The sequence below is a fragment of the Stenotrophomonas sp. TWI819 genome, assembly GCF_039673075.1.
GTDB classification, from domain to species: Bacteria; Pseudomonadota; Gammaproteobacteria; order Xanthomonadales; family Xanthomonadaceae; genus Stenotrophomonas; species Stenotrophomonas rhizophila_B.
Genome location: NZ_JBDJKY010000011.1, coordinates 77,585 through 93,300 on the forward strand (window position 1 = coordinate 77,585; position 15,716 = coordinate 93,300).

The following is a 15,716-nucleotide window of genomic DNA, read 5'->3' on the forward strand; positions in this document are numbered from 1 at the left end:
TTCTCATGACGTGTGGCGGGAAACCGCCGAGGCCGCCGTCGCCCGGGCTATGGGCTGACAACTACTTTTATCGAGGTGCGCAATGTCCCGCGTATGCCAAGTTTCCGGCAAGCGAGTGCAGACGGGTAACAACGTCTCGCACGCCAACAACAAGACCCGTCGTCGTTTCCTGCCCAACCTGCACGAGCGCCGCTTCTGGGTTGCCAGCGAAAACCGCTGGGTCAAGCTTCGTGTTTCCGCGCATGCCCTGCGCACCATCGACAAGAACGGTATCGACTCCGTTCTGGCTGAGCTGCGTTCGCGCGGCGAAAAGGTCTGAGGAGTAAACGATCATGGCAGGCAAGCGCGATAAGATCCGTCTGATTTCGACGGCCAACACTGGCCACTTCTACACGACGGACAAGAACAAGAAGAACACCCCCGGGAAGATGGAATTCCTGAAGTACGATCCGGTCGTGCGCAAGCACGTCCTGTACAAGGAAGGCAAGATCAAGTAATCCGCAAGGATCCTTGAGCTTCCCGACGAAAAACCCGCCCTCGTGGCGGGTTTTTTGTTGGCCGGCGATACGGGGCACCGGCCAGCGGCCGGCACTACCGGTTGCTGCAGCGGCCCATGGCAGAATGCGGTTCCCCTCCCGACGGGCGACGCGATGCTGTTCGAGTGGCTGCTGGGTTCGTGGTTGTTGATGCTGGATTGGCTGATCCGGCTGGCCGCGCTGTTGTGGATTCCCAGCCGCACCACGCCCGGTGCCGCACGCAGCTGGTTGCTGCTGGTCGGCTTCGTGCCGTTGCTCGGGCTGCCGCTGTATCTGCTGTTCGGCCATCCGTGGCTGTCGCGCCAGCGCGTGCAGCGCCAGGCCGAGGCCTCCCAGGTGATCCGCGAGGAGCAGGCCCTGCAGCCGCCGCTGCGCTGGACGCCGCCGCCGGAGACGGCCACCGCCGAGATCGTGCCGCTGATCGAGCGCCAGGGCGATTTCATGCCCATCCACGGCAACGCGGTGGATCTGCTCAATGACTACGATGCCTCGCTGCAGGCCCTGATCGAAGACATCGACCAGGCCCGTGAGCGCGTGCACCTGTTGTACTACCTGATGTTCGACGATGCCGTCGGCGAGGCCATCGTCGAGGCGCTGCAGCGGGCGGCCGCGCGCGGCGTGCACTGCCGCGTGCTGCTCGATGCGGTGGGTGCCAAACGTGGGCTGCGCCACTATCGCCATCGCCTGCAGGCGCTCGGCGTGGACGTGCGCGCAATGTTGCCCGGTGGGCTGCGCTGGCGCCGCAGTGGCCGCATGGACCTGCGCAACCACCGCAAGATCGCGGTAATCGACAACCGCGTCGGTTACATCGGCTCACAGAACCTGGCGCGCGCGCAGTTCGTCGCCGGGTTCCCGAACAAGGAGCTGGTGGCGCGCGTGCGCGGGCCGGTGGTGGCGCATCTGGAAGCGGTGTTCGCCAGCGACTGGTACATGGAAACCGGGCAGCGCCTGGATGTGCTCACCGCTGTGCCGGTGTGCTCGGCCGATGTACCGACCCAGCTGCTCCCCAGTGGCCCGGCGTACCCCTTCAGCAACGCGCGCGATGCGGTGAACGCGCTGATCCATCTGGCGCGTCGGCGCATCGTGCTGGTCACGCCGTATTTCGTGCCCGATGAGGCGACCTTGAGTGCGCTGCGCATCGCCGCCTTGTCCGGCGTGCAGGTGCAGCTGATCCTCTCGGCCAGCACCAACCAGCGGCTGACCTCGTGGGCGCAGGAGGCCTACTACGATGAGCTGCTGCGCAGTGGTGTGCGCATCGCGTTGTACGAACCGCATTTCCTGCATGCCAAGCATCTGACCGTCGATGAAGACATCGCCCTGGTCGGCTCGATCAATCTGGATATCCGTTCGTTCGCGCTCAATGCCGAGATCGGCATGCTCTGTTATGACCGGGGCATGGTGCGACAGTTGGCGCAGATCGAAGCCGACTATCTCGAACAGTCCCGTCAGCTCGCGCTGGCGACGTGGCGGCAACGGCCGGCGTGGAAGCGCAGCCGCGAAGGCATCGCACGGCTGGCCGATGCCTTGATGTAGCCCGGTGTGACGCACGTGGACGGCCGGTCCACGCGCATCGCCTACAATCGAGGCATGACTGCGTCCGATACCCACCGCCAGTGTGATCTGGCCATCGTCGGCGGCGGCGCTGCCGGCGTCCTCGTCGCGCTGCAGGCCCTGCGCCATGCAACGCGGCCGTCACGCATCGTGCTGTTCGAGCCGGCCTCGGTCCTCGCGGAAGGCATCGCCTACGCCACACCGTGGCCCGAGCATCTGCTCAACGTGCCGGCCGGCAAGATGAGCGGGCTGCCCGATCAGCCTGCGGATTTCCTCGACTACCTGATCGACAGCCAGGCGATTCCCGATGTACCGCGCGACGTGCTGGCCGAGCAGTTCGTGCCGCGGCGCCATTACGCCGCGTACCTGCGCGAGCGGCTGGAGCAGGCATGCGAGCGCAGCGCTGCGGCACTGGAGGTGGTTGAACAGCCGGTGTTCGCGCTGGTGCCCACCCCATACGGCATGCAGCTGCGGCTCGACGACGACGTGACGTGGCGCGCGCAGCGCGTGGTGCTGGCCTGCGGCAACAGCATGCGCCCGCTGCCGGTGCCCGGTGCCGATGCACTGCCGCCCGACCAGGCGGTGGAGGCGTGGGACTACGACGCCGTGCGTGTCCTGGCCGGCGACGACGATCTGGCCATCATCGGCTCGGGCCTGAGCATGGCCGACAGTGTGGTTGCCCTCGCGGCCGCCGGTCATCGTGGCCGCATCTACGTGCTGTCGCGCCACGCGTTGCTGCCCTTGCCGCAGGCGCATGGCGCCGCGGTCACCTTCGATCCACAGCCGTTGCTGGCGATGTCGCTGCGCCAGCGCGTGCGCGAGTTGCGCGCCCAGGCCGATGCCGCCGTGGCGCAAGGCATCCCCTGGCAGAGCGTGATGGACCGCATCCGGCCGATGGGCCAGGCGCTGTGGCTGAGCCTGAGCGAGGCCGATCAACGCCGCTTCCTGCGCCATGTGGTGCGCCATTGGGACGTGCATCGCCATCGCATCGCCGAATCGGTGCATGCCCAGGTCGCCGAACTGGAGCGCAGCGGCCAGCTGCAGCGCCACCGCGCGCGGTTGGACACGCTGCTGGTGCAGGAACGTGGGCTGCAGCTGCACGGCCGCAGCCCGGACGGCGGCCTGCCGCCGCTGACCGTGGGCGCGGTGATCAACGCCACCGGGGTGGAGACCCGCGCACTGTCGATGCGCAATCCGCTGGTCCAGCAGCTGCTCGCCGAGGGGCATGCCCGCCCGGGGCCGCACGGTCTGGGGCTGGATACCACCGTGGACGACGGTGCCCTGATCGATGGTCATGGCCAGCCGCACCCTGCGATCCGGGTGGTCGGCAGCCTGCGCATCGGCACCTTGTGGGAGAGCCTGGCGATCCCGGAGCTGCGCGTGCAGGCCGAACAGGCCGCGCGCGGCTGAACCCGTTCGGTCCGGGCGCCGCGTAACGACCCGGAACGACCCGCCCAAGGGTAAAATGGGGACATGGATGTTTCCCACTTGCTCGACGGGTTGAACCCCGCCCAGCGCGAAGCTGTGTCCGCCCCGCCCGGCCACCATCTGGTGCTTGCCGGTGCCGGTTCCGGCAAGACCCGCGTGCTTATCCACCGCATCGCCTGGCTCAACGAAGTCTGCGGCGTGCCGACCCATGGCATTTTTGCGGTGACCTTCACCAACAAGGCTGCCGGCGAGATGCGTCACCGCATCGACCTGCAGCTGTCGCAGGGCAGCCGCGGCGCCTGGATCGGCACCTTCCACGGGCTGGCCCATCGCCTGCTGCGCCTGCATTTCCAGGACGCCAAGCTGCCCGACAGCTTCCAGGTGATGGATTCGGACGACCAGCTGCGGCTGGTCAAGCGCGTGGTCCAGCAGCTGGAGATCGACGACGGCAAGTTCCCGCCGAAGCAGATCGCCTGGTGGATCAACGAGCAGAAGGACGAGGGCCGCCGCCCGCAGCACATCCAGCCGGAGCCGCATGACGCGTGGCTGGAAACCATGCGCCAGGCCTACATCGCCTACCAGGAGCGCTGCGACCGCGCCGGTCTGGTCGATTTCGCCGAGCTGCTGCTGCGCGCACATGAACTGCTGCGCGACAACCCGGCGCTGCTGGCGCACTACCGCTCGCGCTTCCGCGAAATCCTGGTGGACGAGTTCCAGGACACCAATGCCATCCAGTACGCCTTCGTGCGTGTGCTGGCCGGCGAGACCGGCCACGTGTTCGTGGTCGGCGATGACGACCAGGCCATCTATGGCTGGCGCGGCGCCAAGGTCGAGAACGTCCAGCGCTTCCTGAAGGATTTCCCGGGTGCTCAGACCGTGCGCCTGGAGCAGAACTACCGCTCCACCGCCAACATCCTCGGTGCGGCCAATGCGGTGATCGCGCACAACCCGGACCGTATCGGCAAGGAGTTGTGGACCGACAGCGGCGATGGCGATCCCATCGATCTGTACGCGGCCTACAACGAAATGGACGAGGCGCGTTACGTGGTCGAGCGCGCGCGCCAGTGGGTGCGCGATGGTGGCAGCTACGGCGACGTCGCCGTGCTCTACCGCAGCAATGCACAGTCGCGTGCCTTCGAAGAATCGCTGCTCTCCGAGCAGGTGCCGTACCGCGTGTACGGCGGCATGCGCTTCTTCGAGCGCGCCGAAATCAAGGACGCGCTGGCGTACCTGCGGTTGATGACCAACCGCAACGATGACGCTGCCTTCGAGCGCGCGGTCAACACGCCGACGCGTGGCATCGGCGACCGCACCCTGGATGAAGTGCGCCGTTTGGCCCGTACCCACGCGATCTCGCTGTGGGAGGCCACCATGCTGACCACGCAGGGCAATGAGCTCGCTGCACGTGCACGCAACGCGCTGGCCGGCTTCCTGGTGCTGGTCAACCAGCTCCAGGCCGAAGCGGACACGATGACCCTGGCTGAACGCATCGACCACGTGCTGATGCGCTCGGGCCTGCGCGAGCACTGGTCCAAGGAAAGCCGCAACGCGCTGGATTCGGAATCGCGCGCGGACAACCTGGACGAACTGGTCTCGGTGGCCTCGCGCTTCGTGCGCCGCGAGGACGATGTCGAAGAAACCCAGGACATGAGCGAGCTGGTCGCCTTCCTCGCCTATGCCTCGCTGGAGGCCGGCGAAGGCCAGGCCCAGGCCGGCGAAGAGGGCGTGCAGTTGATGACGCTGCACGCCGCCAAAGGCCTGGAGTTCCCGCTGGTGTTCCTGGCCGGCATGGAAGACGGCCTGTTCCCGAGCGCGCGCTCGCTGGAAGAAAGCGGCCGGCTGGAAGAAGAACGTCGCCTGGCGTATGTGGGTATCACCCGCGCGCGCCAGAAGCTGGTGCTCTGCTACGCCGAATCACGTCGCATCCATGGCCAGGACAACTACAACGTGCCCTCGCGCTTCCTGCGCGAGATCCCGCGGGAGCTGGTCAACGAAGTGCGCCCCAAGGTGCAGGTCTCGCGCGGCACCTCGCTCGGTGCCAACCGGGTGATGGGCCACGCGGCGCTGGAAGCACCGCCGCTCAAGCTGGGCGCGATGGTCAACCATCCCAAGTTCGGCGAAGGCATGGTCACCGACTACGAAGGCAACGGCCAGCACGCCCGCGTGCAGGTCGAATTCATCGAGGCCGGCAGCAAGTGGCTGGTGATGGCGTATGCCAATCTGACGGTGCTCTGAGCGACGGCCGGCACTACAATCGGCGGCATTCCTTGTCGGGAGCCGGCCAGCGGCCCGCACTACAATGGCGCCATCCTTTTCGAACAGGCCCCCGCCATGACCGATTCGCCGCTGCACCTCACCGTCAAATTGAATGCCAGGCTCCAGCCCGAGCATCGCCATGAGCTGTTCGAAGATCCGCTCGATGCGCTGCTGGGCAGTGCCGAGCTGGGCGAGATCACGGGCGGCGGCACCGCGCTGACCGAAGACGGTGAAGTGGACTACGGCGATATCGAGGTCGCGTTGAACGATCCGGCCTCGTTGCCTGGCGTGATCGAGCTGCTGGAGCAGCTGGGAGCGCCGAAGGGCTCGCTGATCCAGCGCGAAGGCGCCCCCGATCAGCCGTTCGGCGTCACCGAAGGCTTGGCGTTGTATCTCAACGGCACCGATCTGCCCGATGAGGTCTACGAACAGTGTGATTCGAACTATGTGTTCGAACAGATCGTCGAGCGCATCGAAGGCCACGGCGAGATCTGCAGCTGGTGGCAGGGCCCGACCGAGACGGCGCTGTATCTGTATGGCGCCTCGTTCGACACCCTGCACGCGTGCATCGCCGATCTGCTGGCGAGCTACCCGCTGTGCCAGGGCGCACGCGTGGTGCGTACCGCCTGATCAGCAGTCCGGCGCGTGGCCTGCTGCATAGCGCAGGCCACGGCGCAGCTGCGCCCGCACATCCGGATTGGCGTACACCGAAGCATCATGGCCCAGCCCGGTGTACCAGCTGCGGCCGCCATCGAAGGACCGGCACCAGGCGATGGGATGATCGGCGCCCATGGTGCCGCCGTCGTAGCGCGCTTCGTCCACCGTCGCGATGACCTGCACCATCCCACGCGGATTGCGCCGGTAGTTGTAGAGCTCATCGCGGATCGGCCACGCCGGGCCTGACGGTTTGCCGTCACGCTCGGGCTGCACCCGCGTGTCCTGCAGACCCTCCGGGTGCTTGTGGAACCACGCGCCGACCAGTTCGCCGTACCACGGTCAGTCGTATTCGGTGTCGGCCGCGGCGTGCACGCCCATGAAACCGCCACCGTTGCGGATGAACTGCTCCATCGCCGCCTGTTGCGTGTCGTCGAGTACATCGCCGGTGGTATTGGCGAAGACCACGGCGCGGTAGCGGGCGAGGTTGTCGGGGCGGAAATCCCGGGGATCGTCGCTCGGGTCCGCCGTCATGCCGGCCTCGGCACTCAGCTCGCGCAGCGCCGCCACGGCCACAGGAATCGAGTCATGGTGGAACTTGGCGGTGCGGCTGAAGATCAGGACGCGGTCCGGACCCGGCGCGGCGGCAAGGCCGGGTAGCGGCAGCAGGGCCAGCGAGCACAGCAGGGCGATGAGCAGAGGGCGCATGCGTGAAGTCTGTCATGGGCGCTGCCGGTCTCCGTCCTGCGCTGCAGCACAGGCATCCCAGGCAGCGCATGCCTGCGCTATCCGCGTTGTGGTGGGCCAGAGCGCCTCGCTTCATCCCCGATCGCCCCCGGCTCATCCCGGATTTCACACAGTTCGTCGCGTGGCGCTTGTCGCACCCCGGGCCTGCGCCCAGAGTCTGCCCCTGTCCGCTGGGAGCGCACTCGTGAACAAGGGAATTCCGTATCTGCTTGCTGCACTGGTTCTGCTGACATGGTCGGCAGGCTGGGCCGAGCCGGTGCTGGCCCTGTTCCAGCACGCGCAGACCTGCCTGGCCGACGGTGGCGACTTCGATCTGCTGCGCCTGCGCTGCCAGCCGCAGCCCAGTGGGGTGTGCATCGGCCAGGCAACACTGTGGTTCTGGCTGAGCGGCATCGTCTTCGCGGTGGTCGCGCTGCTGGGCACGCGTCGCCGCACGCGCTGACAGTCGAACACGCAACCGGCATCATCGGCCTCTGTCTGATGGAGGCCATATGAGTCCGAGTGAAAAGGAAAAGATGCTGTCCGGGCTGCCCTACCGCCCCGGGGATCCCGAGTTGCAGGCCGACATGGCCGCGGCCAAGGTCTGGATGGTCCGCTACAACGCCGCCCTGGCCGAAACCCCGGCCGTGCGCCGCGCGCTGTTGCGCGAGCAGCTTGGTGCGGTCGGCGAGGGTGCGGTGATCCGGCCGCCATTCCACTGCGATTACGGCTACAACATCCGCCTGGGGCAGGGCGTGTTCCTCAACTACAACTGCGTGATCCTGGACGTGGCCGAGGTCAGCATCGGCGATGGCACCCAGATCGGTCCGGCAGTGCAGCTCTATGCCGCCGATCATCCGCGTGATCCGCAGGCACGGGCTGAAGGCCTGGAGTCGGCCAAGCCGGTCCGGATCGGGCGCAATGTGTGGATCGGTGGCGGCGCGATCGTGCTGCCCGGCGTCACCATCGGCGATGACGCGGTGGTGGGTGCGGGCAGTGTGGTCACCCGCGATGTGCCGGCGGGCGCGACCGTGGTGGGCAATCCGGCACGGAGGGTGCCTGCGCGCGCCCACGGCGATTGATCCAACTCAAGGCACCGCGTCCACATCGGGTGTGCAATGGTGATGTTTCCATTGCCCACCCCAAGGAGCTCTGCCATGTACAAGCGCATCCTGATTGCCACCGATGGTTCGGAGCTGGCCGAGAAAGGCCTGGCCAAGGGCCTGGAGCTGGCCAAAGACCTCGATGCCGAGGTCGATATCGTGACCGTCTCCGAGCCATGGGCCGTCGGTATGTACGACGCGATGGGCTGGAGCGTGGGCTACATGAACACGCCCGAATACAAAGCCGACCGCGAAGAGACCGCGCAGAAGGTGCTGCAGCCGGCCAAGGCCGCCGCGGAAGCGCAGGGCCTGCGTACGGCGACCGTGCACGTGTTGGACCGCTATGCCGCTGACGGCATCATCGATACCGCCACCGAACGCGGCAGCGACCTGATCGTGATGACCTCGCACGGCCGCCGTGGCGTCACCCGCGTGCTGCTCGGCAGCCAGACCGCCGAAGTGCTGGCCCGCAGCACGGTGCCGGTGCTGGTCATACGATAACGGAGAAACGTGTAGTGCCCGCCAGCGGCCGGCAGTGCCCCTCAGTCGCGCAGTTTCAGCGTCTGCGATTCATCCAGCGTGCCATCCGGCTGCAGCACGACATAACGCTCGCCGCTGCGGTCGAACAGTACCGGGATCGGATCACGGAACAGCGGGCGGCGCACGAAGCGCAGCTGCCAGCCGAAATGCTCCAGCGTCTCCACCGCCTGGCGCTGCTCTGCAGTGAGGCCGGCGCGCAGTTGGGCCGGATTCGGATCGTGGCGGCGTTCGGGTGTCGTCATCGAGCGTGGGAAAGCAGGGATGGAGGTCAGCGCCTGGCCGACCCCCGGAATCACCAGCTGTAGAGCTTCCAGTACACCGGCGAGACGCCGTCCTTGTCCCCGTCCATGCGGCCATCGCCGTTCTGGTCGTACATGTAGAACGGGGCACCGCGCGACGGGGTCACCTTGACCATCCGCAACTGGCCGCCGACCCGGTATTCCTCGATGGTGTCGCCGTTGTCCTGCACCGTCTTGACCACATCGGCACCGGTGACATCGACCGGGGGCCTGCCGCCACCACCGGTGGCACAGCCAGCCAGCGCGAGAACGCCTGCGAGCAACAGAATCTTCATGGGCCGGGAGTCCTTGGGCGAAGAGGGCCTGATTATGCCCGATGGATCGTGAGGCCGGTGCCGACGACGGTCAGGGCCGGGCGCGTAGAATCGTCCCATGAGCCGATTAGTCCTGATTGACGGGTCCAGTTACCTGTATCGCGCGTTCCACGCGCTTCCGCCGCTGACCAACGCACACGGTGAACCCACCGGCGCGCTGTTCGGTGTGGTCAACATGCTGCGCGCCACCTTGAAGGAGCGCCCCGCGTACGTCGCCTTCGTGGTCGATGCGCCCGGCAAGACCTTCCGTGACGACCTGTATGCCGACTACAAGGCCAACCGCCCGCCGATGCCCGACGACCTGCGCCCGCAGATCGAGCCGATGTGCCGCATCGTCGAGGCGCTGGGCCTGAGCATCCTGCGCATCCCCGGCGTGGAAGCCGATGATGTGATCGGTACGCTGGCCCTGCAGGGCCACCGCGATGGCCTGCAGGTGACCATTTCCACCGGCGACAAGGACTTCGCCCAGCTGGTCCGCCCGGGCATCGAACTGGTCAACACCATGACCGGCAGCCGCATGGATTCGGACGCGGCGGTGATGGAGAAGTTCGGCGTGCGCGCTGACCAGATCGTCGACCTGCTGGCACTGATGGGCGACGCCGTGGACAACGTGCCCGGCGTGGAGAAGTGCGGCCCCAAGACCGCCGCCAAGTGGCTGGCCGAGTACCAGCACCTGGAGGGGGTGATGGCGGCGGCGCCGACCATGAAGGGCAAGATCGGCGAGAACCTGCGCGCGGCGCTGGAGCGCCTGCCGCTCAACCGCGAGCTGGTCACGATCCGTACCGATGTGCCGCTGGAGGTGTCGGCGCAGACGCTGCCGCTGCGCGAGCCGGACGTGCCGTCGCTGAGCGAGCTGTACCTGCGCTACGGTTTCACCCAGGCGCTCAAGGAGCTGGGCGGCCCCGTGCCGGCCCCGGCCGCTGCCAGCGATGCCCCGGTCAGCCTGCGTGGCACCGCGGCCGGCTACGCGCGTGCCACGCCGGATGAGGCGGTGGTGCCGGTCGACCCGGCGCTGTCCGCCCCGGGCGAGTACGAGATGGTGCTGACCACCGAGCAGCTCGATGCCTGGGTGCAGCGCCTGGCCGATGCCGAGCTGATCTCCTTCGATACCGAGACCGACGCGCTGGACGCCATGCGCGCCAACCTGGTCGGCATCAGCCTGGCGGTCGAGCCGGGCCGGGCGGCCTATATCCCGGTCGGTCACGATTACCCCGGCGCGCCGGCCCAGCTGCCGCGTGAGCAGGTACTGGCGGCATTGCGCCCGGCGCTGGAAGACCCCGCCAAGAAGAAGCTTGGCCAGCACGGCAAGTACGACCTGCACGTGCTGCGCCGCCACGGCGTGAACGTGCAGGGGTACCACGACGACACCATGCTGGAGAGCTTCGTGCTCAATTCCACCGCCACGCGCCATGACATGGACTCGCTGGCGATGCGTTACCTGGGCTACACCACCATCAAGTTCGAAGAGGTGGCCGGCAAGGGTGCCAAGCAGATCTCGTTCTCGCAGGTGGGCCTGGACGAAGCCTGCCGCTACGCCGCCGAAGATGCCGACGTGACCCTGCGCCTGCACCACGCGCTGCAGCCACAGCTGCGGGCCACGCCCTCGCTGGACAGCGTCTACCGCGACATCGAGATGCCGCTGGTGCCAGTGCTGACCCGCATCGAAGCCAATGGCGTGCACATCGACATGGCCGAACTGCGCCGGCAGAGCCAGGACCTGGGCTCGCGCATGCTGGCCGCCCAGCAGAAGGCCACCGAGCTGGCCGGGCGCACCTTCAACCTGGATTCGCCCAAGCAGCTGCAGGCCGTGCTGTTCGACGAACTCCAGCTGCCGGCGCTGGTGAAGACCCCCAAGGGCCAGCCCAGCACCAATGAAGAGGCGCTGGAGGCGATCGCCGAGCAGCACGAGCTGCCGCGGGTGATCTTGGAGTACCGCGGGCTGGCCAAGCTGCGCAGCACCTATACGGACAAGCTGCCGGAGATGATCAACCAGGACACCGGCCGGGTGCACACCAGCTACCACCAGTCCGGCGCCGCCACCGGCCGGCTGTCGTCCTCGGACCCGAACCTGCAGAACATCCCGATCCGCACCGAGGACGGCCGCCGCATCCGCCGCGCCTTCGTGGCCCCGCCGGGCCGCAAGATCCTGGCCTGCGATTACTCGCAGATCGAGCTGCGGATCATGGCCCACCTCTCCGAGGACCCCGGCCTGGTGAGGGCCTTCGAGCAGGGCGTGGACGTGCACCGGGCGACCGCGGCGGAAGTCTTCAGCCGCAGCCTGGAGGAGGTCACCTCGAACGAGCGCCGGGCCGCCAAGGCGATCAACTTCGGCCTGATGTACGGCATGAGCGCGTTCGGGTTGGCCCGCAACCTCGGGATCGACCGCGGCCAGGCCCAGGACTACGTGGCGCTGTATTTCAGCCGCTACCCGGGCGTGCGCGACTTCATGGAGCGGATGCGTCAGCAGGCCCGTGACCAGGGCTATGTGGAAACCCTGTTCGGCCGTCGTCTGTACCTGAACGATATCAACGCCCGCAACCAGGGCCTGCGCGCCGGTGCTGAACGGGCGGCGATCAATGCCCCGATGCAGGGCACCGCGGCGGACATCATCAAGCGCGCCATGGTGAAGGTGGACGACTGGCTGCAGGAGCACAGCGACCAGGCCAAGATGATTCTGCAGGTACACGATGAACTGGTGTTTGAAACCGAAAGCAGTTTCCTCGACACCTTGCGTTTGAAAGTGGTTGAACTGATGTCGTCAGCGGCCGAACTGCGCGTGCCGTTGGTGGTGGACGCTGGCGTCGGCGACAACTGGGATGAGGCACATTGAGGCCTGAATCACAGTCAAAAGGCTGAATTGGTTCATTGCTTCCCGATAATCTGACTGCTGGATGAATGTTCCCGGGAGGAGCCCAGTATTAATTGGGCCCCTTCACGAACTATCAATGTTCGGAGTGCTTTTATAGACCTCGACAGGCGCAATGCCTGTTGTGGATCTCTCCCATCCCCTGGAGCAGATCTCGGAACGGGGGCTCCTCCCCAAGCGCCCGTTCCCCGGCCCCGCTAACCTCCCCCTGGTTGGCGGGGCTTTTTATTTGTGGCGGCCGAAAGCGCCTGCCCGCGACGCCCAACCATTGCCTCTGACCGGGTGCCGGCCCATGCTGGCCGGACCAGTCGGGGAGAGGCGATGAGCGACCTGTTTGCATTGGCCATGCCGTGGTGGGAATTCATCCTCCGCGCGGTGGTGGTGTACGTGGTGGTGCTGGGCATGGTGCGGCTCTCGGGCAAACGCGCGCTGGGCCAGATCACCCCCTTCGACGTATTGCTGATCGTGCTGCTGGGCAACGCGGTGCAGAACGCACTGCTGGGCCAGGACACGTCCTTGGGCGGCGGCCTGCTGCTCGCGGCGACGCTGATCTCGATCAACTACGGCGTCGGCTGGCTGACCACGCGCAGCCGCCGGATCGAATCGCTGGTCGAAGGCGAGCCGGTGCTGATCGCACGCGATGGCAAAGTGCTCGACTCGGTACTCAAGCGTGAGCTGGTCACCCCGTCCGACCTGGACGCCGCGCTGCGTCAGCAGGGCTGCCTGACCATCGACGACGTCGCGTTGGCGGTGCTGGAGATCAACGGGCACATCACGATCGTGCCGAAGAAATAACGGGGACGGAGGTAGTTAAGCGCATGCGCTTAACTACCTCCGTCCCCGTTAGAGCCCGTTAGAGCCAGTCGCGCGGGACGAGGTAATCGGCCAAACGCGCCTCATCACTGCCGGCCTCCGGCTGGAAGCCATACTCCCAGCGCACGCGCGGCGGCAGGCTCATCAGGATGCTTTCGCTGCGCCCGCCACTCTGCAGCCCGAACAGGGTGCCGCGGTCGTAGACCAGATTGAACTCGACATAGCGGCCGCGCCGGTACAGCTGGAATTCGCGCTCGCGCTCGCCATAGGGCGTGTCCTTGCGGCGCTCCACCAGCGGCAGATAGGCGTCCAGGAAACCATCGCCGACCGCACGCAGATACGCGAAATCGCGCTCGAAATCGCCGTGCAGATCGTCAAAGAACAATCCGCCCACGCCGCGCGTCTCGTTGCGGTGGCGCAGGAAGAAATACTCATCGCACCAGCGCTTGTGCGCCGCATAGCGCTCTTCGCCGAAGGGCGCGCACAGATCGTGCGCGACCTGATGCCAGTGCCGCACGTCTTCGTCGATCGGATAGAACGGGGTGAGGTCGAAGCCACCCCCGAACCACGAGGCCACCGCCACGCCATCGCGCTCGGCGCGGAAGTAGCGCACGTTGGCGTGCGTGGTCGGCAGGTAGGGATTGGCGGGATGGAACACCAGCGAGACGCCGGTGGCGCGCCAGGAAGCCCCGGCCAGCTCCGGACGGTTCGCCGAGGCCGACGGCGGCAGGCGCGTGCCGGCCACATCGGAGAACCCGATCCCGGCCTGCTCGAACACCGCGCCATCGCGCAGGATGCGGGTCCGGCCACCGCCGCCCTCCGCACGCTGCCAGAGATCTTCGGCAAAGCGGGCCTGGCCGTCGGCGGTTTCGATCGCCGCACAGATGCGGTCCTGCAGGTCGGTCAGATACGCGCGGACGCGGTCGAAGTCGTTCATGGGCGCTACTTTACCGCAGGCCGGTGCACGGCCTGCGTGTGCTCACCTGCGCTCAGTGGCCGCCTTTGCGGTTGCTGCTCTTGCTGTTCTTCGTCGTGGCGGGCGCCTCGGCCGGTGCATCGTCGTCGTCCGCCTCGGCATCGGGCTCGGTCGCCATACGCTCGGCAATCTGTTCCAGCCCGGCGCTGACCCGCATCAGGCCCCAGTTGCGGGTCGCGTGCACATCGCAGGCCACATGGGTGCCTTTGCCATCCTTCGCGCACAGGGCGGCCATCTGTTCGGGCAGCGCCTCGTCACCGGTGTGCTCGTAGACGCTGGCCAGGTTCTCGCAGCCTTCGCGTACGCCAGCGGTGCACAGCTTCATATAGAAGGGCGCCGCCTCGGCCCAGCGGTTGCGCAGCGCCAGCTGGTGGCCGGCGGCATTGCAGCCCTGCAGCTTGCCTGCCGCGCAGCAGGCCTGCGCACCGCCCTCGCGGCCGAGCGTCGGGCAATCCTGCGGCAGGGGGGTCTCGACGAAGACCACCGGCGTGCTGCACTGCTGCGCCTCGCCGGTGTGCTCGTAGTAGCTGAAGCGGTTCCAGCTGTCCATGCCGATCAGATTGCCGTTGGCCAGGCGCTTGAACACGAAGTCATCGCCCTGGTCATGGCGCACATGGATGTCGCCATCGACCAGCCGCGCGCGCAGCTTGCCGCCGAAGCCGCTGTCGATCATGCCGCCATCGCCGAACGGCAGATGGTCCATCAGGCCCTGGCTGGCCACGTAGCTGCCGCAGGGCAGGGCAGTGACCGCCACCGAGGTCAGTGCCTTGGCATCCAGCGTGGCCAGCGGGGCGGCCCGCTGGCAGGCGCGCGGGTCCTTGCCGTGGGTGCAGGCCCGTTGCAGCGCATCGCGGGCGGGAACCAGGCGGCCGGCGTCCCACAGCGCTTCGGCGGCCTTGGCGCAGAAGGTGCCGCCGGTCTGCGCCTGGCAGAGCGTGGTGATCTCATCCAGTTGCGCGGCGGGCAGTGGCGAGGGATTGGCGGCGGTGAGCCCGCCGAGCAGGGCCTTGGCAAAGGCTTGGCTCACGGCCTCGCGCGCGGCCTCCAGGCAGGCGTCCTCGTCATACTGAGCGGATTCGGGCTTGCAGACGTCCGGTTCGGGCGGCTCTGCGGCAATGTTCTGTCTCGCGACCACCCTGTCGGCCTCGCGCGCTTCGGTCTGGAAGTTGGCCAGCAGACGCTTGCAGGCGGCCGGGACATCCTCGCGGCACCACTGCCGCAGGCGGTCGTTGCTGGCAAAGAGCGTGTCGTTCAGGCAGGTGCCGATCTCGGCCCGGCACGACGCCGCCGGAAACACCGTCGCACGACGGCAGGTGGCCGCCTTCTGCAAGCGGTATTCGTTGAAGCGGTCACTGAGCAGGCGACCGCCCTCCTGCACGTTCAGCGATCCGACGCCGCCGTTGTCGAGGTCGGCCAACTTCAGTTCGTCACCGATGCGGCTGAGGATGTAAGGCTCGGGCGCCTGGCCGGGAATCTGCCGAACGCCCTCGTTGGCGCTGTGCAGGGTCAACGTGGTGCCGCTGTCCTTGGCCACGAACGTGCCACAGACCATGGCCTGGGCCGCCGCCGGCAGGCTGACCGCCGTGAGCAGGGTGAACAGGGTCGCGCGCCAGCCGTGGCGGCGCAGAAGGGGGAGGGAAACAGTCACACGATC

Annotated in this window: 15 protein-coding genes and 1 pseudogene; 11 read left to right on the top strand and 5 right to left on the bottom strand. The window is 67.2% G+C overall.

All coding sequences use genetic code 11. From position 1 onward, the window contains the following. The first annotated feature begins 82 nt into the window (after positions 1–82). From rpmB to ABE463_RS14900, 6 genes are all read left to right on the top strand, one after another. On the top strand, positions 83–319 hold the full coding sequence (gene rpmB, locus ABE463_RS14875) for a 50S ribosomal protein L28 (RefSeq protein WP_019185625.1): 237 nt from the start codon (positions 83–85) through the stop codon (positions 317–319). A gap of 10 nt (positions 320–329) precedes the next feature. Beyond that, positions 330–497, top strand: a complete 168-nt coding sequence (gene rpmG / locus ABE463_RS14880) for a 50S ribosomal protein L33 (RefSeq protein WP_172407465.1) — start codon at positions 330–332, stop codon at positions 495–497. Between the two features lie 153 nt (positions 498–650). After that, positions 651–2,069 (top strand): cardiolipin synthase, encoded by a 1,419-nt coding sequence (gene cls / locus ABE463_RS14885; RefSeq protein WP_346468693.1) that lies wholly within the window; start codon positions 651–653, stop codon positions 2,067–2,069. A gap of 36 nt (positions 2,070–2,105) precedes the next feature. Further along, positions 2,106–3,497, top strand: a complete 1,392-nt coding sequence (locus tag ABE463_RS14890) for an FAD/NAD(P)-binding protein (protein ID WP_346468716.1) — start codon at positions 2,106–2,108, stop codon at positions 3,495–3,497. A gap of 63 nt (positions 3,498–3,560) precedes the next feature. Further along, on the top strand, positions 3,561–5,750 hold the full coding sequence (gene uvrD / locus ABE463_RS14895) for a DNA helicase II (RefSeq protein WP_346468694.1): 2,190 nt from the start codon (positions 3,561–3,563) through the stop codon (positions 5,748–5,750). Between the two features lie 96 nt (positions 5,751–5,846). Next, on the top strand, positions 5,847–6,401 hold the full coding sequence (locus tag ABE463_RS14900; protein WP_259261947.1) for a hypothetical protein: 555 nt from the start codon (positions 5,847–5,849) through the stop codon (positions 6,399–6,401). On the opposite strand, the pseudogene ABE463_RS14905 reads toward ABE463_RS14900, so the two are convergent. Continuing rightward, positions 6,402–7,133: pseudogene (locus ABE463_RS14905) on the bottom strand (ThuA domain-containing protein). It lies immediately after the preceding gene. 223 nt (positions 7,134–7,356) lie between these two features. Here ABE463_RS14905 and ABE463_RS14910 point away from each other — a divergent pair. From ABE463_RS14910 to ABE463_RS14920, 3 genes are all read left to right on the top strand, one after another. After that, positions 7,357–7,614 (top strand): hypothetical protein, encoded by a 258-nt coding sequence (locus tag ABE463_RS14910; RefSeq protein WP_259261949.1) that lies wholly within the window; start codon positions 7,357–7,359, stop codon positions 7,612–7,614. A 49-nt stretch (positions 7,615–7,663) separates the two neighbouring features. Further along, entirely contained in the window at positions 7,664–8,233 is a 570-nt protein-coding gene (locus tag ABE463_RS14915; RefSeq protein ID WP_346468695.1) for a sugar O-acetyltransferase, read from the top strand. 75 nt (positions 8,234–8,308) lie between these two features. Further along, a complete protein-coding gene (locus ABE463_RS14920; RefSeq protein ID WP_121040915.1) occupies positions 8,309–8,755 on the top strand; it encodes a universal stress protein in 447 nt (148 codons plus the stop codon). A 41-nt stretch (positions 8,756–8,796) separates the two neighbouring features. Here ABE463_RS14920 and ABE463_RS14925 read toward each other — a convergent pair whose 3' ends face one another. Together ABE463_RS14925 and ABE463_RS14930 are read right to left on the bottom strand one after the other, a co-directional pair. Then, positions 8,797–9,036: a hypothetical protein gene (locus ABE463_RS14925; RefSeq protein WP_259261951.1), complete on the bottom strand. Its 240-nt coding sequence runs from the start codon at positions 9,034–9,036 to the stop codon at positions 8,797–8,799. Positions 9,037–9,086: 50 nt separating this feature from the next. Continuing rightward, positions 9,087–9,368 (bottom strand): DUF2782 domain-containing protein, encoded by a 282-nt coding sequence (locus ABE463_RS14930; RefSeq protein WP_123729819.1) that lies wholly within the window; start codon positions 9,366–9,368, stop codon positions 9,087–9,089. 97 nt (positions 9,369–9,465) lie between these two features. Between ABE463_RS14930 and polA the strand changes: the two genes are divergently transcribed. Together polA and ABE463_RS14940 are read left to right on the top strand one after the other, a co-directional pair. Next, entirely contained in the window at positions 9,466–12,237 is a 2,772-nt protein-coding gene (gene polA, locus ABE463_RS14935) for a DNA polymerase I (protein WP_346468696.1), read from the top strand. 357 nt (positions 12,238–12,594) lie between these two features. Next, on the top strand, positions 12,595–13,068 hold the full coding sequence (locus ABE463_RS14940) for a YetF domain-containing protein (protein ID WP_123729821.1): 474 nt from the start codon (positions 12,595–12,597) through the stop codon (positions 13,066–13,068). Between the two features lie 58 nt (positions 13,069–13,126). Here ABE463_RS14940 and hemF read toward each other — a convergent pair whose 3' ends face one another. Together hemF and ABE463_RS14950 are read right to left on the bottom strand one after the other, a co-directional pair. Continuing rightward, positions 13,127–14,023 (bottom strand): oxygen-dependent coproporphyrinogen oxidase, encoded by an 897-nt coding sequence (gene hemF / locus ABE463_RS14945; RefSeq protein WP_259261953.1) that lies wholly within the window; start codon positions 14,021–14,023, stop codon positions 13,127–13,129. A 52-nt stretch (positions 14,024–14,075) separates the two neighbouring features. Beyond that, positions 14,076–15,710 carry a hypothetical protein gene (locus ABE463_RS14950; protein WP_259261954.1) on the bottom strand — a complete coding sequence of 545 codons (1,635 nt, stop codon included), beginning with the start codon at positions 15,708–15,710 and terminating at the stop codon, positions 14,076–14,078. Positions 15,711–15,716: the final 6 nt, after the last annotated feature.